This window comes from Alcaligenes pakistanensis, from assembly GCF_014652815.1.
Taxonomy (GTDB): Bacteria; Pseudomonadota; Gammaproteobacteria; order Burkholderiales; family Burkholderiaceae_B; genus Alcaligenes; species Alcaligenes pakistanensis.
This window is the reverse complement of record NZ_BMZN01000003.1, coordinates 126691-141833: the sequence shown is the minus strand read 5'-3', so window position 1 is coordinate 141833 and position 15143 is coordinate 126691. Positions and strand designations below refer to the sequence as shown.

Below are 15143 nucleotides of genomic sequence, written 5' to 3'. Positions count from 1 at the left end.
CTGACGTTAAGAAAGGATCGATCGAATTAGAGCAAGGCAGCATGACGGCCTTGGGTCGATATCCTAGACGTTCATCGTCGTTGCTGCGTATTGGTTCGGCAGATGGTGCTGGCGCTCCCATTGCTCCAGGCGCTGGACAATGAATTGGTGCAGCTGGCGCAAGAGGGGGGTGATTTGCTGACGGCCCGCCGCCAGCAAATAAAGGGGGGAGCTTTCGCATATCCAGTCCTGGCAAATGGGCAACAAGCGCCCGTTCGCCAGATCATCAACCACATCAAAATAGGCCTTATAGGCAATGCCTTTGCCCAGCAGGGCCCAGCGCCGCACGACATCCCCATCGTTGGACACATTGACGGCTCGCACCCGCACCACTGTGGCCGGCTCATTGGCCCCTTCAAACTTCCAGCGGTCATGAACCTCACCCCCCAACATAAAGCACAGGCAGTCATGCTCCTGTAATTCGGAAGGGGAGGCAGGAGTCCCGCGCAGTTCCAGGTACGCAGGAGATGCGCACAGAATCCGGCGGTGTTGAGGGGCAATGGGCAGCGCTACCAGATTGGAGTCCGCCGGCTGGCCGTAGCGAAAGGCGGCATCAATGGGTTCGCTATACACATTGGCGATGCGATCGGACAAATGCAGGCGGATATCAAGGCCCCGATTCAAGTCCTGAAATTCGTTGAGTAAGGGCAAGAGCACATTGCGCCCCAAATCTGAAGGGGCGGCCAGCTTGAGCTGACCACGCGATCCTGGCCTGCCGCTGGCCAAATGCAGGCTGGCTTGCTGCAAGGCGGACAAGGCGGGCCGACACTGCGCCAGAAAAACCTCGCCTTCGGAGGTCAGCCGCAGATGGCGGGTAGATCGTAGAAACAGTTGGACACCAATCTCGGCTTCCAAGCGCTTCAAGGCCGCGCTGGCGACAGCCGGGCTAATACCCAGGGCCCGTGCTGTGGCGGACAGGCTGTTGCTGTCAGCAGTACGAACGAAAATTTCCAGATCTTGCAGCGCTTTCATGGGCAGCCTTGATGAGCTAAGTACAGCGTGGGAATAGTTCGCCTGAAAACCGGGTAAGCAGGCAAATTATTGTGCCACTTTCAACTATTTTTTGAAAATAGCTTCAAGCATTCGCCTGTTTTTCTGATGTGCCCGCGCGAGCATACTGTGATCTCCCTTTTAATCTTGTTGATGAGGCATACGAATCATGGGCTTAGCTGCACCTACCTTATTTTCTTCTTTACGCCTGGGCAGCCTGCGACTGCCTAACCGGATCGTGATGGCTCCCATGACACGTAGCCGTAGCGATCAGCCCGGTGATATTCCGAATGCCTTGATGGCTAGGTATTACGCCCAACGAGCCAGCGCGGGCTTGTTGATTACTGAAGCCACCCAGATTTCCCGGCAGGGGCAGGGTTACAGCTATACCCCAGGGATCTACACCCAGGAACAGGTCGAAGGCTGGCGTCTGGTCACGGATGCCGTGCATCAGGCAGGCGGCCGAATCATTTTGCAACTGTGGCACGTGGGCCGGATGTCTCATGCCAGCTTTCATGCAGATGGGCAGACAGTCGCTCCTTCTGCTTTGTCGCCTCAGGCCCAGGTCTGGGTGGTGGGGCAGGATGGCGTGGGAAGAATGGTCGACTGCCCGGTGCCGCGAGAGCTGAGCACCCAGGATATTGCCGACGTGATCGAGGACTATCGCCTTGCTGCCGCCCGCGCCATGCAAGCTGGTTTTGACGGGGTGGAAATCCATGGGGCAAATGGCTATCTGATTGACCAATTCCTTCGCACCACATCCAACCATCGCCTTGATGAGTACGGTGGCAGCATGGAAAATCGTGTCCGTTTTGCGCAGGAGGTAGTTGCCGCCGTAGTGGGTGAAGTGGGAGCGAACCGCACAGGAATTCGTCTGGCGCCGTTCATTACCCAACGCGCCATGAACTGCCCGGAAATCATCCCGACGATCTTGCATCTGTCCTCCAGTCTGGATAAGACAGGGCTGGCCTATATCCATCTATCGGAAGCCGATTGGGATGAGGCCCCGTTGATTCCTGAGCAATTTCGTCATGATCTGCGTGACTGCTTTTCTGGCCGGATTATGGTGGCGGGGAAATACGATGCGGCAAGAGCCGAACAGATTCTGAGCGCGGGGCTGGCTGATCTGGTGGCATTTGGCCGTCCCTTTATTGCCAACCCGGACCTGCCTGCGCGCATAAGGGAGCAGAGCCCCTTGGCCGCTTTTGATCCCCACACCCTGTTTGGGGGTGATGCACACGGTTATTCCGATTATCCCGTCATGTCGTAAACCGGATTTAGGCTGGTTCAGCATTTTTTCAAGGAAAAAAGATGAAAGCGATTGCATACAAAGTTCCTCAGGCCATTGAGCAGCCCGATTCACTGCTGGATATTGAGTTGTCTGATCCGGTCGCCACGGGGCGTGATCTGCTCGTGCAGATCAAGGCGGTGTCAGTTAATCCAGTCGATACCAAAGTCAGACAAGGAGCTAAACCAGCGGACGGCCAGGAGTACAAAATATTGGGCTGGGACGCCAGCGGCATTGTGCAGGCGGTCGGGCCCGAGGTCAGCTTGTTCAAGCCGGGTGATCGCGTCTGGTATGCCGGTTCCATCGCGCGTCAGGGCACCAATAGCCAATTGCATCTGGTCGATGAGCGTATCGTGGCTCTGGCTCCCAAGTCGCTGGATTTTGCTGCCGCTGCCGCTTTGCCTTTGACCACCATTACCGCCTGGGAAATGCTGTTTGATCGATTGGGAATCGCGCTCGGCAAGGCTCCTACGGGGAAAAGCCTGCTGATCGTGGGGGCGTCTGGCGGCGTGGGTTCCATCTTGACGCAATTGGCGTCGCGTCTGACCTCCTTGACGGTAATCGGCACGGCATCGCGTCCGGAAACCCAAGCCTGGGTGCGGGAGCTGGGTGCGCATCATGTTATCGATCACAGTAAGCCTTTGGCTGCCGAGTTAGAGCGCCTGGGCTACCCGCAGGTTGACTATGTGGTCAGCCTGACGCATACCGATCAGCACTTTGAACAGATCGTGCAAGCGATTGCACCGCAGGGCAAATTTGGCTTGATTGATGACCCCGCCAGCCTGGATATAGGTCTGTTGAAGCGTAAATCTGTCTCCTTGCATTGGGAGTTCATGTTTACCCGCTCCCTGTTCGAGACGCACGATATGCTGGCCCAGCACCGCTTGTTAAGCGAGGTGGCCGAGCTGATCGATGCCGGTTTGATTCGTACTACCTTGAGCAAGCGCTTTGGCACCATCAACGCCAGCAATCTGAAACAAGCCCACGCCTTGATCGAGTCGGGCAAGACACGAGGAAAATTAGTGCTGGAAGGCTGGGACGAATAAAGCGGCCGCTGGGGATGAGTGGGTCAAGCTGCTGGCAGCACTGCGTTGCCAGATGCCGCCTGCGCGTTTTTCGTTGTATAGATTAAACGTATCCTGTGCGCTATTTTGGATTACTGTGCTCGCTTGGAGGCTGTCCCTGGGGCGTTTACTACAAGGGCCGTCTTGTTACTCCCCAAACCCGGAATCCAAACTCATGTCGGCAACTTTTAAAACCCTGCTCAGTGCTGGTGTCTTGCTGTTGGCTTCAGCCGGCGCCCAAGCGTATCAGGCCGAGACGATCTACAACAAGAAAGGGGAAGCGGTATTTGAGCTGCGCATTTTCGGTACGCAGGATGAGTCTTACTCAAGGGATGATCCGCTCAATGGGCCACGGTCCGTTTTTGATCTGGACGACAATGCCCAGCTTAAAATTCGAGGCGCGCTAAGTCGCTGGGCCGAGATCCTGTCTTTGAAGCCGGGGTATGTACCAGCCATTATTAATGTTGGCACAGTGGGCAATCCGGACGCCCGGGCAGGGACCACCGTGACGCTTGACCCGGACTCAGCAGGCTCGCTTTACCTGCTTCTTCCCCAAGCGGCCTTGCTCAACAAGCTGGACAGCGACCAGCTCAAACTCCCTCTTGCCGAGGTTGTGGTGGGGACTATCAATTTTGAGACTGCCGCGCTTCGCCCCAGTCAGCTTCCCTTGAGTGATCAGGCAGATTACTCGGCGGTCATGTTCCATGAGATTGGCCATACGCTGGGGATGATTGGTGTTGCAGAAGATGAATGGGGACGAGGGTCGGGTACGCCTTACATACGGCCGTTTCTGACCTCCTGGGCGCAGGGTTTGCGCGACGATAATGGTAATGCCGCCCGACCAGGGCAGGCGGTGCTGTGTTCTATGTGCAATAACGCTTACGATCCAGATGCGTTTGATCTGCGTAAGGACCAGGGCTATTTCACGGGCCAGCATGTGCAGGAAGTGATGGACGGTGCCATGCCTGGTATACCGGTGCGGATTTTGGGTTATGTGGGTCAGCAGCCATTTGGGGTGGATACCGATTACATGGGGCATTCGGAGCTGCGTAACAGCTTGATGAGTCACCAGTCTTATCGCAATTACACCAATATGATGGAAGCGGAGCTGGCATCCTTGCAGGATATGGGCTTGCAGATCGACCGGCGCAATTTCTATGGCTATTCTGTCTACGGCGATGGGCTCACATTGACGAGCAAAAATGGTTTTTTTGCTCGAAACAGCGAAGGAACTGCTTACCTGCCGGGCCAGTACAACCAGGCGACTCAAGGCGTGGGGCTGCATATTTATGGTGAACGCAATACCCTGACGCAGGCGGCTGATGTGTTAAGTGCGGGCCCAGGCGGGGTTGGTGTGCGCGTGGATGGTAGCGAGAACACGCTTATCATCCCCGAAAGTACCCGTATTCATGCACAAGGCTGGTATGGCCGGGGTCTGCAGTTCAGCTACGGCCGCGAACATACAATTGTGCAGCGGGGTGAAGTACGCGCTGAGGGCGAAGACGGCGTCGCTGCCTTGTTCGACTTCGGCAATAACGTAATGGGCAATTTTGAGGATGGTATTGAGGGCGGGGAGTATCGTGGCTCCTGGCTCTTGAATGACCGGGGTACCCTGATTCCCGCCGATAGCTTACCTTTGGCTTTGCAGGGCGCGCTAATCAAGGACTACCATTTAGCCGGTCTTTTGTCGGGCAATAAAGCCGCTATCCAGATTTCCAAAAATGCCCAGGTTGAGAATATCAACATCATGCAAGGTGCCCGGATTCAGGGCGATATCCTGTCTGACTATTCCACTCGTCAAAGCAATGGCGAGTTGTTTGTCACCCATGTGAATTTTGGGCAAAAAGCAGATGAGCAAGGGCGAGCCACGCTACAGGCTGATCCAGATTTCCGTCTGCGTTATGACGGCAATATTCAGGGTGTAGACAACTTGGCCGTGGTGATTGCGGGTGGCGAAAGCTCGCTGAATGGTCAGCACCAACTGCATGGCCTGCGTGTGGATGCAGGCGCCACGTTGAGCGGCAATAGTCGCTACGCCATTAACTCGGAAGGTAAATTCAGTAACCACGGCACCTTGAGTCCGGGCAACTCCTTTGGTCAGATGACGATTCAGGGGGATTTTGTTCAGGCCCCTGAAGGCCGCATTTTGATCGAGGCGGACACTCGCCAGCATGATCGTATTGAGGTTCAAGGTCTGGCTCAATTGGCGGGCGAATTGAAGCTGCAATTGCAGCCTGACTGGTACGCGGATGGCTGGTCCTTGAGCCAGAACACGGTCTTTCAGGCTACCCAGACCCAGGGTGGTTTTGATCTGCTAACAGCCAGCCTGAGTTCACCCAGCCTGAGCGTGCACGCGAATAATGGTGGCTGGTCGGTGAGCCGCCAGGCGGCGGCTTACTCGCCCTACGCGGGCAATCCTAATGCAGGTGCCGTAGGCCGCAGTCTGGAGCAGGCTTCCACTGACAGTCAGCGCCCCTTGGCCTCTATCTACCAGGCTTTGGACTTCTCCAGCGCGGATGGCAGCGAGATTGGTGACGCACTCAATCAGTTAAGTGCCGGTGCTTATGGTGCTCAGTTGGCTGCCAGCGTGCGTCGAGAGCAATTGGTGTCCGAGCAACTGCGTCAGCGCCCTGGTTTGGGCAAGGATGGCTGGCAGACTTTCATCCAGCCTTTTGGTGGTCGTTATCACTGGCAGTTAAGCAGTAATGATGTAGACCATCGCAGCCAGACTTACGGTGTTGTGTTCGGTGCTGAACACCGCGCTGCAGGTAGCGACTGGAGCTTGGGTGCCCATGCGACTGCCAATGAGCAAAGCTTGAATATAGATGCCCCTTATCAGGCCAAAAGCACGCTGACCGGACTGGGAGCCGGTGTGCATGCTTTGTACCGCGCTGATGCTCGTGAAGGTTGGAAAGGTCTGGCGCAAGTCCGCATGGGCTTGGAGCAGGGCAAATTGAACCGACGCATTGCGTTTTCTGATTATCAGGCCAACCCCAAGTCTGATTGGACCGGCCATACCTTCGCAGCGGGTGTTCAGACGGCCTATAACTGGCCCTTGGGCGAGGCAGGCAGCATAGGCCCGGTTCTGGCCTTGGATTATTTGCGTTACAGCCGTCCCGGTTTAGGTGAAGAGGGGGACGCAGGCAGCCGCTTGCAGTTGGATTCGACCCGCGCCCATTCCTTGCAAGCGTCGCTGGGCTTGGCCCTTACCCAGGCTTGGGAGTTGAAGCAGGGCCGTCGCTTGCAGGCTGAAGTTTCCGCCTCGTGGGAACAGGCCTTGTTGGGACGCAAGCAGACGCAGTACGCACAGTTTGAGGCGTCGCCGCAGACAGGTTTTGATGGCCGCTATGCTCGTATCGACAGCCATGCGTTGGCTTTACGGGCGGGCTTGACGCTGCAAAGCTCCGAGCGTTTGCGCCTTGGGGTGTCGGCGGGCACCCGTTTGCTGGGTAACAGCCGGGCAGATATCTCGGGTAATGTGTCGCTGAACTGGGCGTTTTAACGTGCAGTCCCAGCGTATTCTGCAGACATTAAGACTGTATGCCTGCTGCCCATCGTTCATGGCGTATTGTTTGCGGCAACGCTATAGGAGATGGGCGGATCTGGCTTGATTGTTCAGTCCGTGAGCTTAAGAAATAAGGGCCGGTGGCCGAGTCAGGCTGCCTGACGGCTGCTCTCGAACCAGTCCCACAAGGCTTGGCGTTCGGGTGCCAGCTCAACGGCCAGCCCGCCGGTAAATTCACGCCATGCTGGCAGGTACGTGTGGGCCACAACGGTCAGCACCGGGTAGCCTTGGTCGATCAAGGCCATGATTTCGTTATTAAAGCCCTGGCCGTCCGCTTCCATAATTCCAAAGCGATTCACGATCACCAGATCGGCGGGGCTTTCCAGTGCCTGCCGCAGCACTTCGCTGGCCTCCATCAAGGCACCAATATCCAGGCAACAGGCGGTGGACTCTGAACCCAGGTTTTGGGTGATGGGATAGAGCGTGCCCTTGTCCAGATCCTGCACGGTGCGCAGGCTATGGTCTTCCTTCTGGATTTCCGGGCCTTGCACCAGACCACAGACGCGGTAGTTTTTTGCACGCAATTCCTGCACGAATTCCAGCAGCAAGGCGTCGGCGCTGCCTTTGCCTGCATGCACAATGGCCGCAAGGGCAATGGGCGAAGAAGTGGTGTCCATCGGGAAAGCGCTCCGGGCTGTTGTTCTGTTTGTCGATGAAAGACCCTTTGTACACGCTTTCGGCGCTGGCTGGAAAGCGGAAAATCCCAGTGTGTTGAGCCAGTGTTGGGCATTGTGAAGCGGTGGGCCTGTTGGTAATGGTTCAAGTCTGTAAGGCTGTGTTGTTTTAAGCCCGTGTAAAGCGTTGCGAAAGCCGCTTGTCGCGTTGCTCTAAGGGCTTGTCTGTATGGCCCGTTCCGGTTCCATGAGACAATTCATGCACTTTTAGTGATTGATGGGATATTCGATTGGACAAGACTTTTGTTAAGGGCCTGGTGCTCCTGGAAGCCCTGGCCAAGCACGAACGAGGCTCGGGCGTGACTGAGCTGGCCAATCAACTGATGCTCAATAAAAGCAATGTGCATCGTCTGTTGCAGGCCTTGGTTCATCAGGGCTTTGCGCGTAAAAACGAAGATACCGGACGTTATGAGCTGACCATGAAGCTCTGGGAGTTGGGCTCGGGCCTGGCTAACCGCCTGGACGTGCGGGTGGAGGCCTTGCCTTTCATGAAAGAGCTGGCCGAGCAAACTCAGGAAACCGTGCATTTGTCGTTGCTCGATGGGGTAGAGGTGCTGTATATCGAAAAGATTGACAGCCCTCAGCCCGTGCGTGCCTACACCACCGTGGGTGGCCGTTCACCCGCGCAGTGTGTGGCAACCGGCAAGGCTTTGCTGGCCGGGGCCAGTGAAGACACCTTGAACCTGATCAAGAACCGTCTCAAACCCTATACGCCTCGTAGTCTGGTGAAGTTTGGCGATTTGCGTCGTGAACTGGAACAGGTGCGTGAACAGGGTTATGCCATTAATCGTGGTGAGTGGCGTGAGCAGGTTGTCGGCGCTGCCGCCCCCATTTACGACAGTCGTGGAATGGTCGTGGCTGCTTTGGGGATTTCCGGGCCTGCCGAGCGTCTGGAAGAGGTCCGATTGATCCAGGCCGGAAAAATCTTGATGACGGCAGCCGCACAGATCTCGCGCCGTTTGGGCTATAGCGGTCGCTAAACCGCTATAGCGTGTGGGCTCTGGGTTGGCGTAAAGAGCCCGGATTTGAACTGCTGCCTCAGCTTGGATGTTTCTCCAATTGGTTTGAGCAGTTCAATTCAGGCAAGAGGGTTCAAGACTTGGCGGCCTGTCGAAAGGCCGCAATTCTTTCCTTGATACCGGGTGCGGAAGCAGAACGCACCAGGGCCGCAATGTCACGGTCAGCCTGTTCAGGGCAGCTAGTCAGTTGATGTAGATAAGTTCGACTTGTACTGTCCAACAGACTGGCCGTTTGGGCAGCTTGCTCGATCACAGCAGACCATTGTTCAGGCTCCTGCACAGACTCAATAAACCCCAGTTGCTCCGCTTTGGCAGTGTCAAACACGAGGCTGCCTGCCAGAAGCTGATGCGCCTGCTGGCCGCCGATCAAGGCCGACAGCCTGCCGGTTCCCAGTGCCAGACCAAACTGTAGTCCGGGCATGCGAAAGCGGGCATCGGCACTGGCGACACGCTGACGGCAGACAGCAATCAAATCCACCCCAGCTCCGAAGTTTTGCCCATGTGCCAAAGCCAGGGTGGCGCAGGATGTTTGCGCCAGCATCTGCAAAAGGGTTTCAATGCGGATAAAGCGCAGCACCAGATCCCCCTCGCTGTGCTGCTCGTAGTCGCTAAAGTCAAAACCGGCACTGAAATTGCGGCCTTCGCCGCGCAGAATCAGTAAATCGGCCTGAGCCTGTTCCGCGGCCTGCACGGCCGCGATCAAGGCTTCCACCAAATCGGCTGACAAGGCATTGCGCTTGTCAGGCCGGTTCAGTGTCAGGGTCCAGACTTTGCCCGCGCAGTCCACATTCAGGCTGGGATTGCTACTGCGATAGGGCAGGGTCATGGGGTGACTCCATGCAAAATGCTGTCGTTATGCTCGCCCAAGGCCGGTGGTGCCAGACGGACAGGCAAACCGACACCGTTGATCCGTAAAGGCGAGACAAAGGTGCGAGTGTTGGTATCCGTGCCGGGCAAGCGAATGTTTTGTACCCATTCCATATGTTCGACTTGCGGGTCGCGTAGAACGTCGGAGTAGCGGTTAATGGGGCTGCACGGCACGCCTTGCGCACGGAACTTTGCCAGCCAATGCTCGGAGTCGTGCTGTGCAAAAATGGCTTCCAGCAATTCAAGCAAGGCGTCTTGATGTTTGGCGCGCAAGGTGGTGCTGGTAAAGCGCTCGTCTTCCTTCAGATCCGGGCGTTCGACCACCTGACAGACGGAACGCCACAGGGCATCGTTGCCAGCTGCCATGGCGAAGTAGCCGCCTTTGCATTGGAAGGCTTGATAGGGCGCATTGCGGGGGTGGGCGGAACCCAGCTTGTCCGGGTCGCGGCCACTGCCAAAGTATTCCGAGGTTTGCAGGGCGGCGATCGCCAAGGTGGTACCCAGCATAGGTACGTCGATATGGGCACCTTGACCCGTATCGCGGGCTTTCGGTAAAGCGGCACTGATAGCAAACGCCGCGTATAGCCCGGCCGCAAAATCAGCCAGTGGCACCCCGCATTTAACAGGGGCACCGCCTGCTTCGCCAGTCACACTCATGACCCCGCTCATGGCCTGGATGGTCAGATCAAAACCACCTTCCTGCGAGCGCGGGCCGCTTTGCCCATAGGCGGAAATCGAGCAGTAAAGCAGCCTGGGGTTCAGCTCTTTCAGGCTGTCATAGTCCAGGCCCAAGCGCTGCATGACACCGGGCCGATTATTCTCCAGCAAGACATCTGCATCCAGCACCAGTTGACGGGCTTTAGCGACGTCTTCCGGGTTCTTCAGGTCCAGTGTGACCGAGCGTTTATTGCGGTTCAGCGAGGCAAAGTTCTCGCTATAGCCTTGATTAATAGGCGGCCAGCTCCGTAGGGTGTCCCCCCCGTTGGGGTGTTCAATTTTGATGACGTCGGCCCCCATATCGGCCAACAACATACCGCAGTAGGGGCCAGCGGCCACATTGCAAAACTCCAGTATCCGAACCCCGTTCAGGGGCAATGTCGTATCCATGAATCCGCTCCAGAGCGTGATAGGTAAATGGGGGCCGACAGGGCCTTAAGCGTTCACATCAACCACGATGCGGCCGCGCACTTTGCCTTCCAGCAAGTGACCCGCTTGTTCGATGGCTTGCGACAGGGTGATGGTGCTGGCACCGATGCGCTCCAGCGCGTCGATAGACAGATGCTTGGCCAGCAAGTCCCAGGCCGCCAGGCGCTCGGGCTTGGGGCAATGAACGCTGTCCACGCCAATCAACTGCACGCCGCGCAAGATGAAGGGCGCAACCGAAGCCGGGAAATCCATGCCTTGGGCCAGACCGCAAGCAGCCACTGCGCCCAGGTATTGGGTGCCTGCCACGACATTGGCCAGCGTGTGGCTGCCGACACTGTCGATGGCACCGGCCCAGCGCTCTTTGGCCAGCGGCTTGCCCGGTTCGCTCAAGGTGTTGCGGTCCACAATTTCGTGGGCTCCCAGCGCCTTCAGATAGCTTTCTTCCTGGGGGCGGCCGGTGCTGGCCATCACGGTGTAGCCCAGCGCATGCAGCAAGGCCACGCTGACACTGCCTACGCCACCAGCGGCACCTGTCACCAGAATGGGGCCTTTGTCCGGCGTCACACCCTGACGCTGCAAGGCGCGTACGCACAGGGCAGCGGTGTAGCCAGCGGTGCCGATCATCATGGCTTGCTGGGTGGAGAAGGCTTCAGGCAGGGGAATCAGCCAATCGCCTTTAACGCGGGCTTGTTGTGCCAGCCCGCCCCAATGGACTTCGCCCAGGCCCCAGCCATTGAGCACCACCTTCTGGCCAGACTTGAAATTCGGGTCGCTGCTGTCGGTCACCGTGCCCGCGAAATCAATGCCGGGCACCATGGGGAACTGGCGCACGACGGGAGATTTACCGGTCATGGCCAGGCCGTCTTTGAAGTTCAGGGTGGAGTAGTCGATGCGCACCGTGACTTGGCCTTCGGGCAGGGCGGACTCGTCCAAGGATTGCAGGCTGGCTTGGTATTGGCCGTCGGTTTTGTCGATGACGATAGCTGAGAACATGAGTGAATTCCTTCGATCAGTTAAAAGGTTGTGTTCTGATATTTGGAACAGCGTTCTTAAAAATGACATAAAAAAGCCATAGTTTCATTTTATCCAGAACCTCGTTGCGGTCAAGCCCAATGCGTCATCCTGATGGGACTGGGGAAATCCCGAGGGGGTTTAATAGTTGACACCTGAAATCAAATCTCCCTATATTTGAACCGTTGTCCTAAGTTGCTTGTGTTGTTGCTGTCTGTTGTATTCAAGCCGTTCTAACGGCATTTTTAATATCAAAAACAAGAACAGCGTTCTATATATTGGAACACTAAGAGGGTTTCACCCTCACACAGGAGGCAAGGATCATGTTCAGTTCTTTTTTTTCGGGGCCCAGGTTTTTACGTGCATTGCTGGTATCAGGCTTGGCGGCAGTCAGCAGTTTTTCGGTTCCGGCGGCCAGTGCGGCCGATAGCTATCCCAGCCGTGAAGTGACCTTTGTAGTTCCCTATCCCCCAGGCGGTAACAGCGACAATCTGGCGCGTCTGTTTGCCGATCGTCTACGCATCAAGCTAGGCGTTCCCATCGTGATTGAAAACCGGCCCGGTGGCACCACCTCGCTGGGCACGTCCATCGTGGGGCGTGCCAAACCCGATGGCTATACCTTGTTGCTGGCCACCAGCACGGCCTTTACCGTACTGCCCTATATCCGCGATGTGCCCTATGACCCGATCAAAGGTTTCGATTTTGTAGGCAGTCTGGCGGGTTATCTGCCCATCATGACGGTACGCAATGACTTGCCCGTCTCCAATCTGAAAGAGTTTGTGGAGCTGGCCCGCAAAGAACCGGGCACCTTGACCTTTGGCTCTGCCGGTATCGCCTCCGGTGGCCATCTGGCGGGCGAGATTTTGAAAAGTGCCGAGAAACTGGACATTCTGCACGTCCCGTTCAAAGGATCTGCAGACACCATGACAGCCTTGATGGGTAATCACATCGACTTCTTTATTGATGGTGTGGGGCTGGAGCTGGTGAAAAGCGGCAAGGCCAAGGCCCTGGTGACCTTTGCCAGTGTGCGCCACCCCGAGTTGCCTGATGTGCCCACTCCGCTAGAAGAAGGCTTTGATCTGACTTTGCCTTTCGAGGGTTTCTGGGGCTTGGCAGTACCTGCGGGCACCCCTGACGCGGTGATGCAGAAACTGGCCAAGGCGACTGAAGAAATTCTGGCTGAACCCCAAACCCAGGAGCGTTTCCACCGCATCAGTGTCAGCGCCAGCTGGAAAGATGGCGACGCCTACGCCAAAGATCTGGAACAGAGTCGAGCCTATTACCGCGAGCTGCTCAAGACCATCAAGATGAGCGATGACTAAACGCTCACAACATTACCGACAGGAGACAAACGTGATGGAAACCGTCACTTGCGCCAGCACGCTGGACGCTTTACTGGACCCGGCATCAATTGCCTTGGTGGGTGCCTCGGAAGATCAGTCCAAGTTTGGAGGGCGACTGTTTCGCATGCTGCTCAAGCACGGTTATGGGGGCAAGGTCTTGCCTATTAATCCAAGTCGCAGCAGCCTGTTTGGCTTGCCTGCCGTGCCTAGTCTGGCAACGCTGGACAGCGTCCCGGATCTGGCCGTGTTTACCGTAGGGGCTGATACCGTTCTGGAGCAGGCGCAGATTGCGGCCCAAATGGGAGTTAGGGGCTTGCTGGTGATTTCAGCGGGTTTTGCTGACGCGGGTGAGCGCGGACTAGAGCGCGAGCAAGCCTTGCTGCGCATCTGCCGTGATTCGGGCATGCGCCTGATCGGGCCTAATTGCCTGGGCATGATCAGCCCCAGCCGCAAGTTGGTGCTGTGTTCTTCGCCGGTGCTGGATCGGGACAGCCTGCCGGAGCGACCTATTGGTTTCGTCAGCCAAAGCGGTGCCTTGATGACCACCTACTTTGACCGGGCCTGGGCCATGGGCGGTGGCTTTACCTATGGATTCTCGGTAGGCAATCAGGCAGATCTGGATCTGTGCGACTTTGTGGATTTTTTGATTGACGATCCCCAGACCCGCGTGATCTGCACTTATATAGAAGGCATTAAAGATGCACAGGCCTTGCGCCGTACCGCACGTCGAGCACAGGCGGCGGGCAAGCCCTGGCTGGCGGTAAAAGCAGGGCGCTCCAGCGCGGGTAAGGCGGCGGCCTTCTCGCATACGGCTAGCGTGGCAGGCGACCACGATGTCTTTGCCAGCGTGTGCCGTGATGAAGGCATCAGCCTGATGGACGATATGGGCGCCATGCTCTTGTTGGCGAACAGCATGGTGCGCTTTACCAGCAACAAGATTTCCAATGTGGCGATTGTGACGCCTTCGGGTGGTGGTGGGGCCTTGGCAGCAGATGCACTGGCCGAGCATGGGGTGGGTTTATCTACTTTTTCTGCCTCGACCCAAACTGCGCTGGCTAAACACTACCCAGCAGGGCAGGCCGATAACCCAGTGGATTTGGGCGCACGGTTAACCCAGGGCTCCACCGAAGTTGCTCACGCGACCTTGGATGCCCTGATGCAGGACCCGCAAAGCGATGCAGTATTAATTACCGCGTCCATGTGCCCGCAGGAATGGATGGCAGCCTTGATTCAGAAAATTATTAAACCGGAGCCGCATTGGGCCAAACCGGTGATGGTGGCTTTTGATGCAGGCGATACCTCCGGGCCCTTGCGGCAAACCCTGGCACAGCACGGTCATGCTTATGCCAGCTCCAGCCTGGAAGCGGCCCTGGCTTTGTCGGCCTGGAAGCGTCATGGGCAGTTTGTAGCGCGTCAGCCTGCCCTGCGTCCCAGCGCTTGTCAGGCCCCTACTGTGATGCCGCGCGGTGTCTTGAACGAGGACCAGTCCAAGCGCCTGCTGGCGCATTACGGCCTGCCGGTGAATTTGGGCCAAGTATGCGAAGACGTGGAGCAAGCTGTTGCTCAGGCGGAACAGATTGGCTATCCGCTGGTGATGAAAATTGTCTCCCCCGACATCGTGCACAAGACAGAAGCCGGTGGAGTGGCGCTGGACGTGAGCGATGAGGCCACTTTGCGGCGTGACTTCGCCCGCCTCTACGCGAATGCAAAAGCCTATAAAGCCGATGCCCGTCTGGACGGTGTGCTGGTGCAAGCCATGGCCAAAGGCGATGTGGAGTTGCTGATTGGCGCGCGTCAGGATGCGCAGTTTGGCCCGGTGTTGGTATTTGGCGCGGGCGGCATCTTGGTGGAACTGTTGTCGGACCGGGTCATTGCCGCAGCACCGTTAACCTTAGCCGATGCAGACCGACTCTTGTCCACGTTGACGATTGACCGTCTCTTGAAGGGCTACCGGGGGCGCATGCTGGATCGGGCCGGTGTGCTGGATGCCATTGTGCGTGTCAGCTTTCTGGCCCATGACTTGCGCGATACCTCGTTTGAACTCGATATCAATCCCTTGATTGTGGCCTCTACTCGTTGCCACGCCGTCGATGCACGCCTGTCCATTGGCGAATAGATCGAATACCTATTCTTTTAA

Annotated in this window: 11 protein-coding genes; 6 read left to right on the top strand and 5 right to left on the bottom strand. The window is 56.9% G+C overall.

The window, feature by feature from the left end:
• Positions 1 to 63 precede the first annotated feature (63 nt).
• Positions 64 to 1011, bottom strand: coding sequence for a LysR family transcriptional regulator (locus IE156_RS09945; protein WP_189392388.1), 948 nt, complete (start codon positions 1009 to 1011; stop codon positions 64 to 66).
• 187 nt (positions 1012 to 1198) lie between these two features.
• On the opposite strand from IE156_RS09945, the gene IE156_RS09940 reads away from it, so the two are divergent.
• The 3 genes from IE156_RS09940 (at position 1199) to IE156_RS09930 (ending at position 6883) form a co-directional block, all read left to right on the top strand.
• Positions 1199 to 2299 (top strand): alkene reductase, encoded by a 1101-nt coding sequence (locus tag IE156_RS09940; RefSeq protein ID WP_189392387.1) that lies wholly within the window; start codon positions 1199 to 1201, stop codon positions 2297 to 2299.
• Positions 2300 to 2340: 41 nt separating this feature from the next.
• Complete coding sequence (locus IE156_RS09935; protein WP_189392386.1) at positions 2341 to 3363, top strand: zinc-binding alcohol dehydrogenase family protein; 1023 nt, start codon at positions 2341 to 2343, stop codon at positions 3361 to 3363.
• Positions 3364 to 3556: 193 nt separating this feature from the next.
• Positions 3557 to 6883: an autotransporter outer membrane beta-barrel domain-containing protein gene (locus IE156_RS09930; protein ID WP_189392385.1), complete on the top strand. Its 3327-nt coding sequence runs from the start codon at positions 3557 to 3559 to the stop codon at positions 6881 to 6883.
• Positions 6884 to 7035: 152 nt separating this feature from the next.
• Here the strand turns inward: IE156_RS09930 and IE156_RS09925 are convergent, their stop codons facing one another.
• Positions 7036 to 7563: a DUF2478 domain-containing protein gene (locus tag IE156_RS09925; RefSeq protein WP_189392384.1), complete on the bottom strand. Its 528-nt coding sequence runs from the start codon at positions 7561 to 7563 to the stop codon at positions 7036 to 7038.
• Positions 7564 to 7850: 287 nt separating this feature from the next.
• Here IE156_RS09925 and IE156_RS09920 point away from each other — a divergent pair, with 287 nt between their 5' ends.
• Positions 7851 to 8600 (top strand): IclR family transcriptional regulator, encoded by a 750-nt coding sequence (locus tag IE156_RS09920; protein WP_189392383.1) that lies wholly within the window; start codon positions 7851 to 7853, stop codon positions 8598 to 8600.
• A gap of 112 nt (positions 8601 to 8712) precedes the next feature.
• On the opposite strand, the gene IE156_RS09915 is transcribed toward IE156_RS09920, so the two are convergent.
• Genes IE156_RS09915 through acuI form a run of 3 tightly spaced genes read right to left on the bottom strand, consistent with a single transcriptional unit; the run spans position 8713 to position 11645 of the window.
• On the bottom strand, positions 8713 to 9465 hold the full coding sequence (locus IE156_RS09915; protein WP_189392382.1) for an enoyl-CoA hydratase/isomerase family protein: 753 nt from the start codon (positions 9463 to 9465) through the stop codon (positions 8713 to 8715).
• Positions 9462 to 10613 (bottom strand): CaiB/BaiF CoA transferase family protein, encoded by a 1152-nt coding sequence (locus IE156_RS09910; RefSeq protein ID WP_189392381.1) that lies wholly within the window; start codon positions 10611 to 10613, stop codon positions 9462 to 9464. Before IE156_RS09910 ends, IE156_RS09915 begins: the two co-directional genes overlap by 4 nt.
• Before the next feature lie 45 nt (positions 10614 to 10658).
• Positions 10659 to 11645, bottom strand: a complete 987-nt coding sequence (acuI, locus tag IE156_RS09905; RefSeq protein ID WP_189392380.1) for an acrylyl-CoA reductase (NADPH) — start codon at positions 11643 to 11645, stop codon at positions 10659 to 10661.
• A gap of 341 nt (positions 11646 to 11986) precedes the next feature.
• Between acuI and IE156_RS09900 the strand changes: the two genes are divergently transcribed.
• Positions 11987 to 12985, top strand: coding sequence for a Bug family tripartite tricarboxylate transporter substrate binding protein (locus IE156_RS09900; protein WP_189392379.1), 999 nt, complete (start codon positions 11987 to 11989; stop codon positions 12983 to 12985).
• Positions 12986 to 13019: 34 nt separating this feature from the next.
• Entirely contained in the window at positions 13020 to 15122 is a 2103-nt protein-coding gene (locus tag IE156_RS09895) for an acetate--CoA ligase family protein (protein WP_189392378.1), read from the top strand.
• The last annotated feature ends 21 nt before the right edge of the window (positions 15123 to 15143 follow it).

Coding starts and splice junctions, on each gene's coding strand:
- IE156_RS09945 (WP_189392388.1), bottom strand. CDS start 1,011: ATGAAAGCGCTGCAAGATCTGGAAATTTTCGTTCGTACTGCTGACAGC.
- IE156_RS09940 (WP_189392387.1), top strand. CDS start 1,199: ATGGGCTTAGCTGCACCTACCTTATTTTCTTCTTTACGCCTGGGCAGC.
- IE156_RS09935 (WP_189392386.1), top strand. CDS start 2,341: ATGAAAGCGATTGCATACAAAGTTCCTCAGGCCATTGAGCAGCCCGAT.
- IE156_RS09930 (WP_189392385.1), top strand. CDS start 3,557: ATGTCGGCAACTTTTAAAACCCTGCTCAGTGCTGGTGTCTTGCTGTTG.
- IE156_RS09925 (WP_189392384.1), bottom strand. CDS start 7,563: ATGGACACCACTTCTTCGCCCATTGCCCTTGCGGCCATTGTGCATGCA.
- IE156_RS09915 (WP_189392382.1), bottom strand. CDS start 9,465: ATGACCCTGCCCTATCGCAGTAGCAATCCCAGCCTGAATGTGGACTGC.
- IE156_RS09910 (WP_189392381.1), bottom strand. CDS start 10,613: ATGGATACGACATTGCCCCTGAACGGGGTTCGGATACTGGAGTTTTGC.
- acuI (WP_189392380.1), bottom strand. CDS start 11,645: ATGTTCTCAGCTATCGTCATCGACAAAACCGACGGCCAATACCAAGCC.
- IE156_RS09900 (WP_189392379.1), top strand. CDS start 11,987: ATGTTCAGTTCTTTTTTTTCGGGGCCCAGGTTTTTACGTGCATTGCTG.
- IE156_RS09895 (WP_189392378.1), top strand. CDS start 13,020: ATGGAAACCGTCACTTGCGCCAGCACGCTGGACGCTTTACTGGACCCG.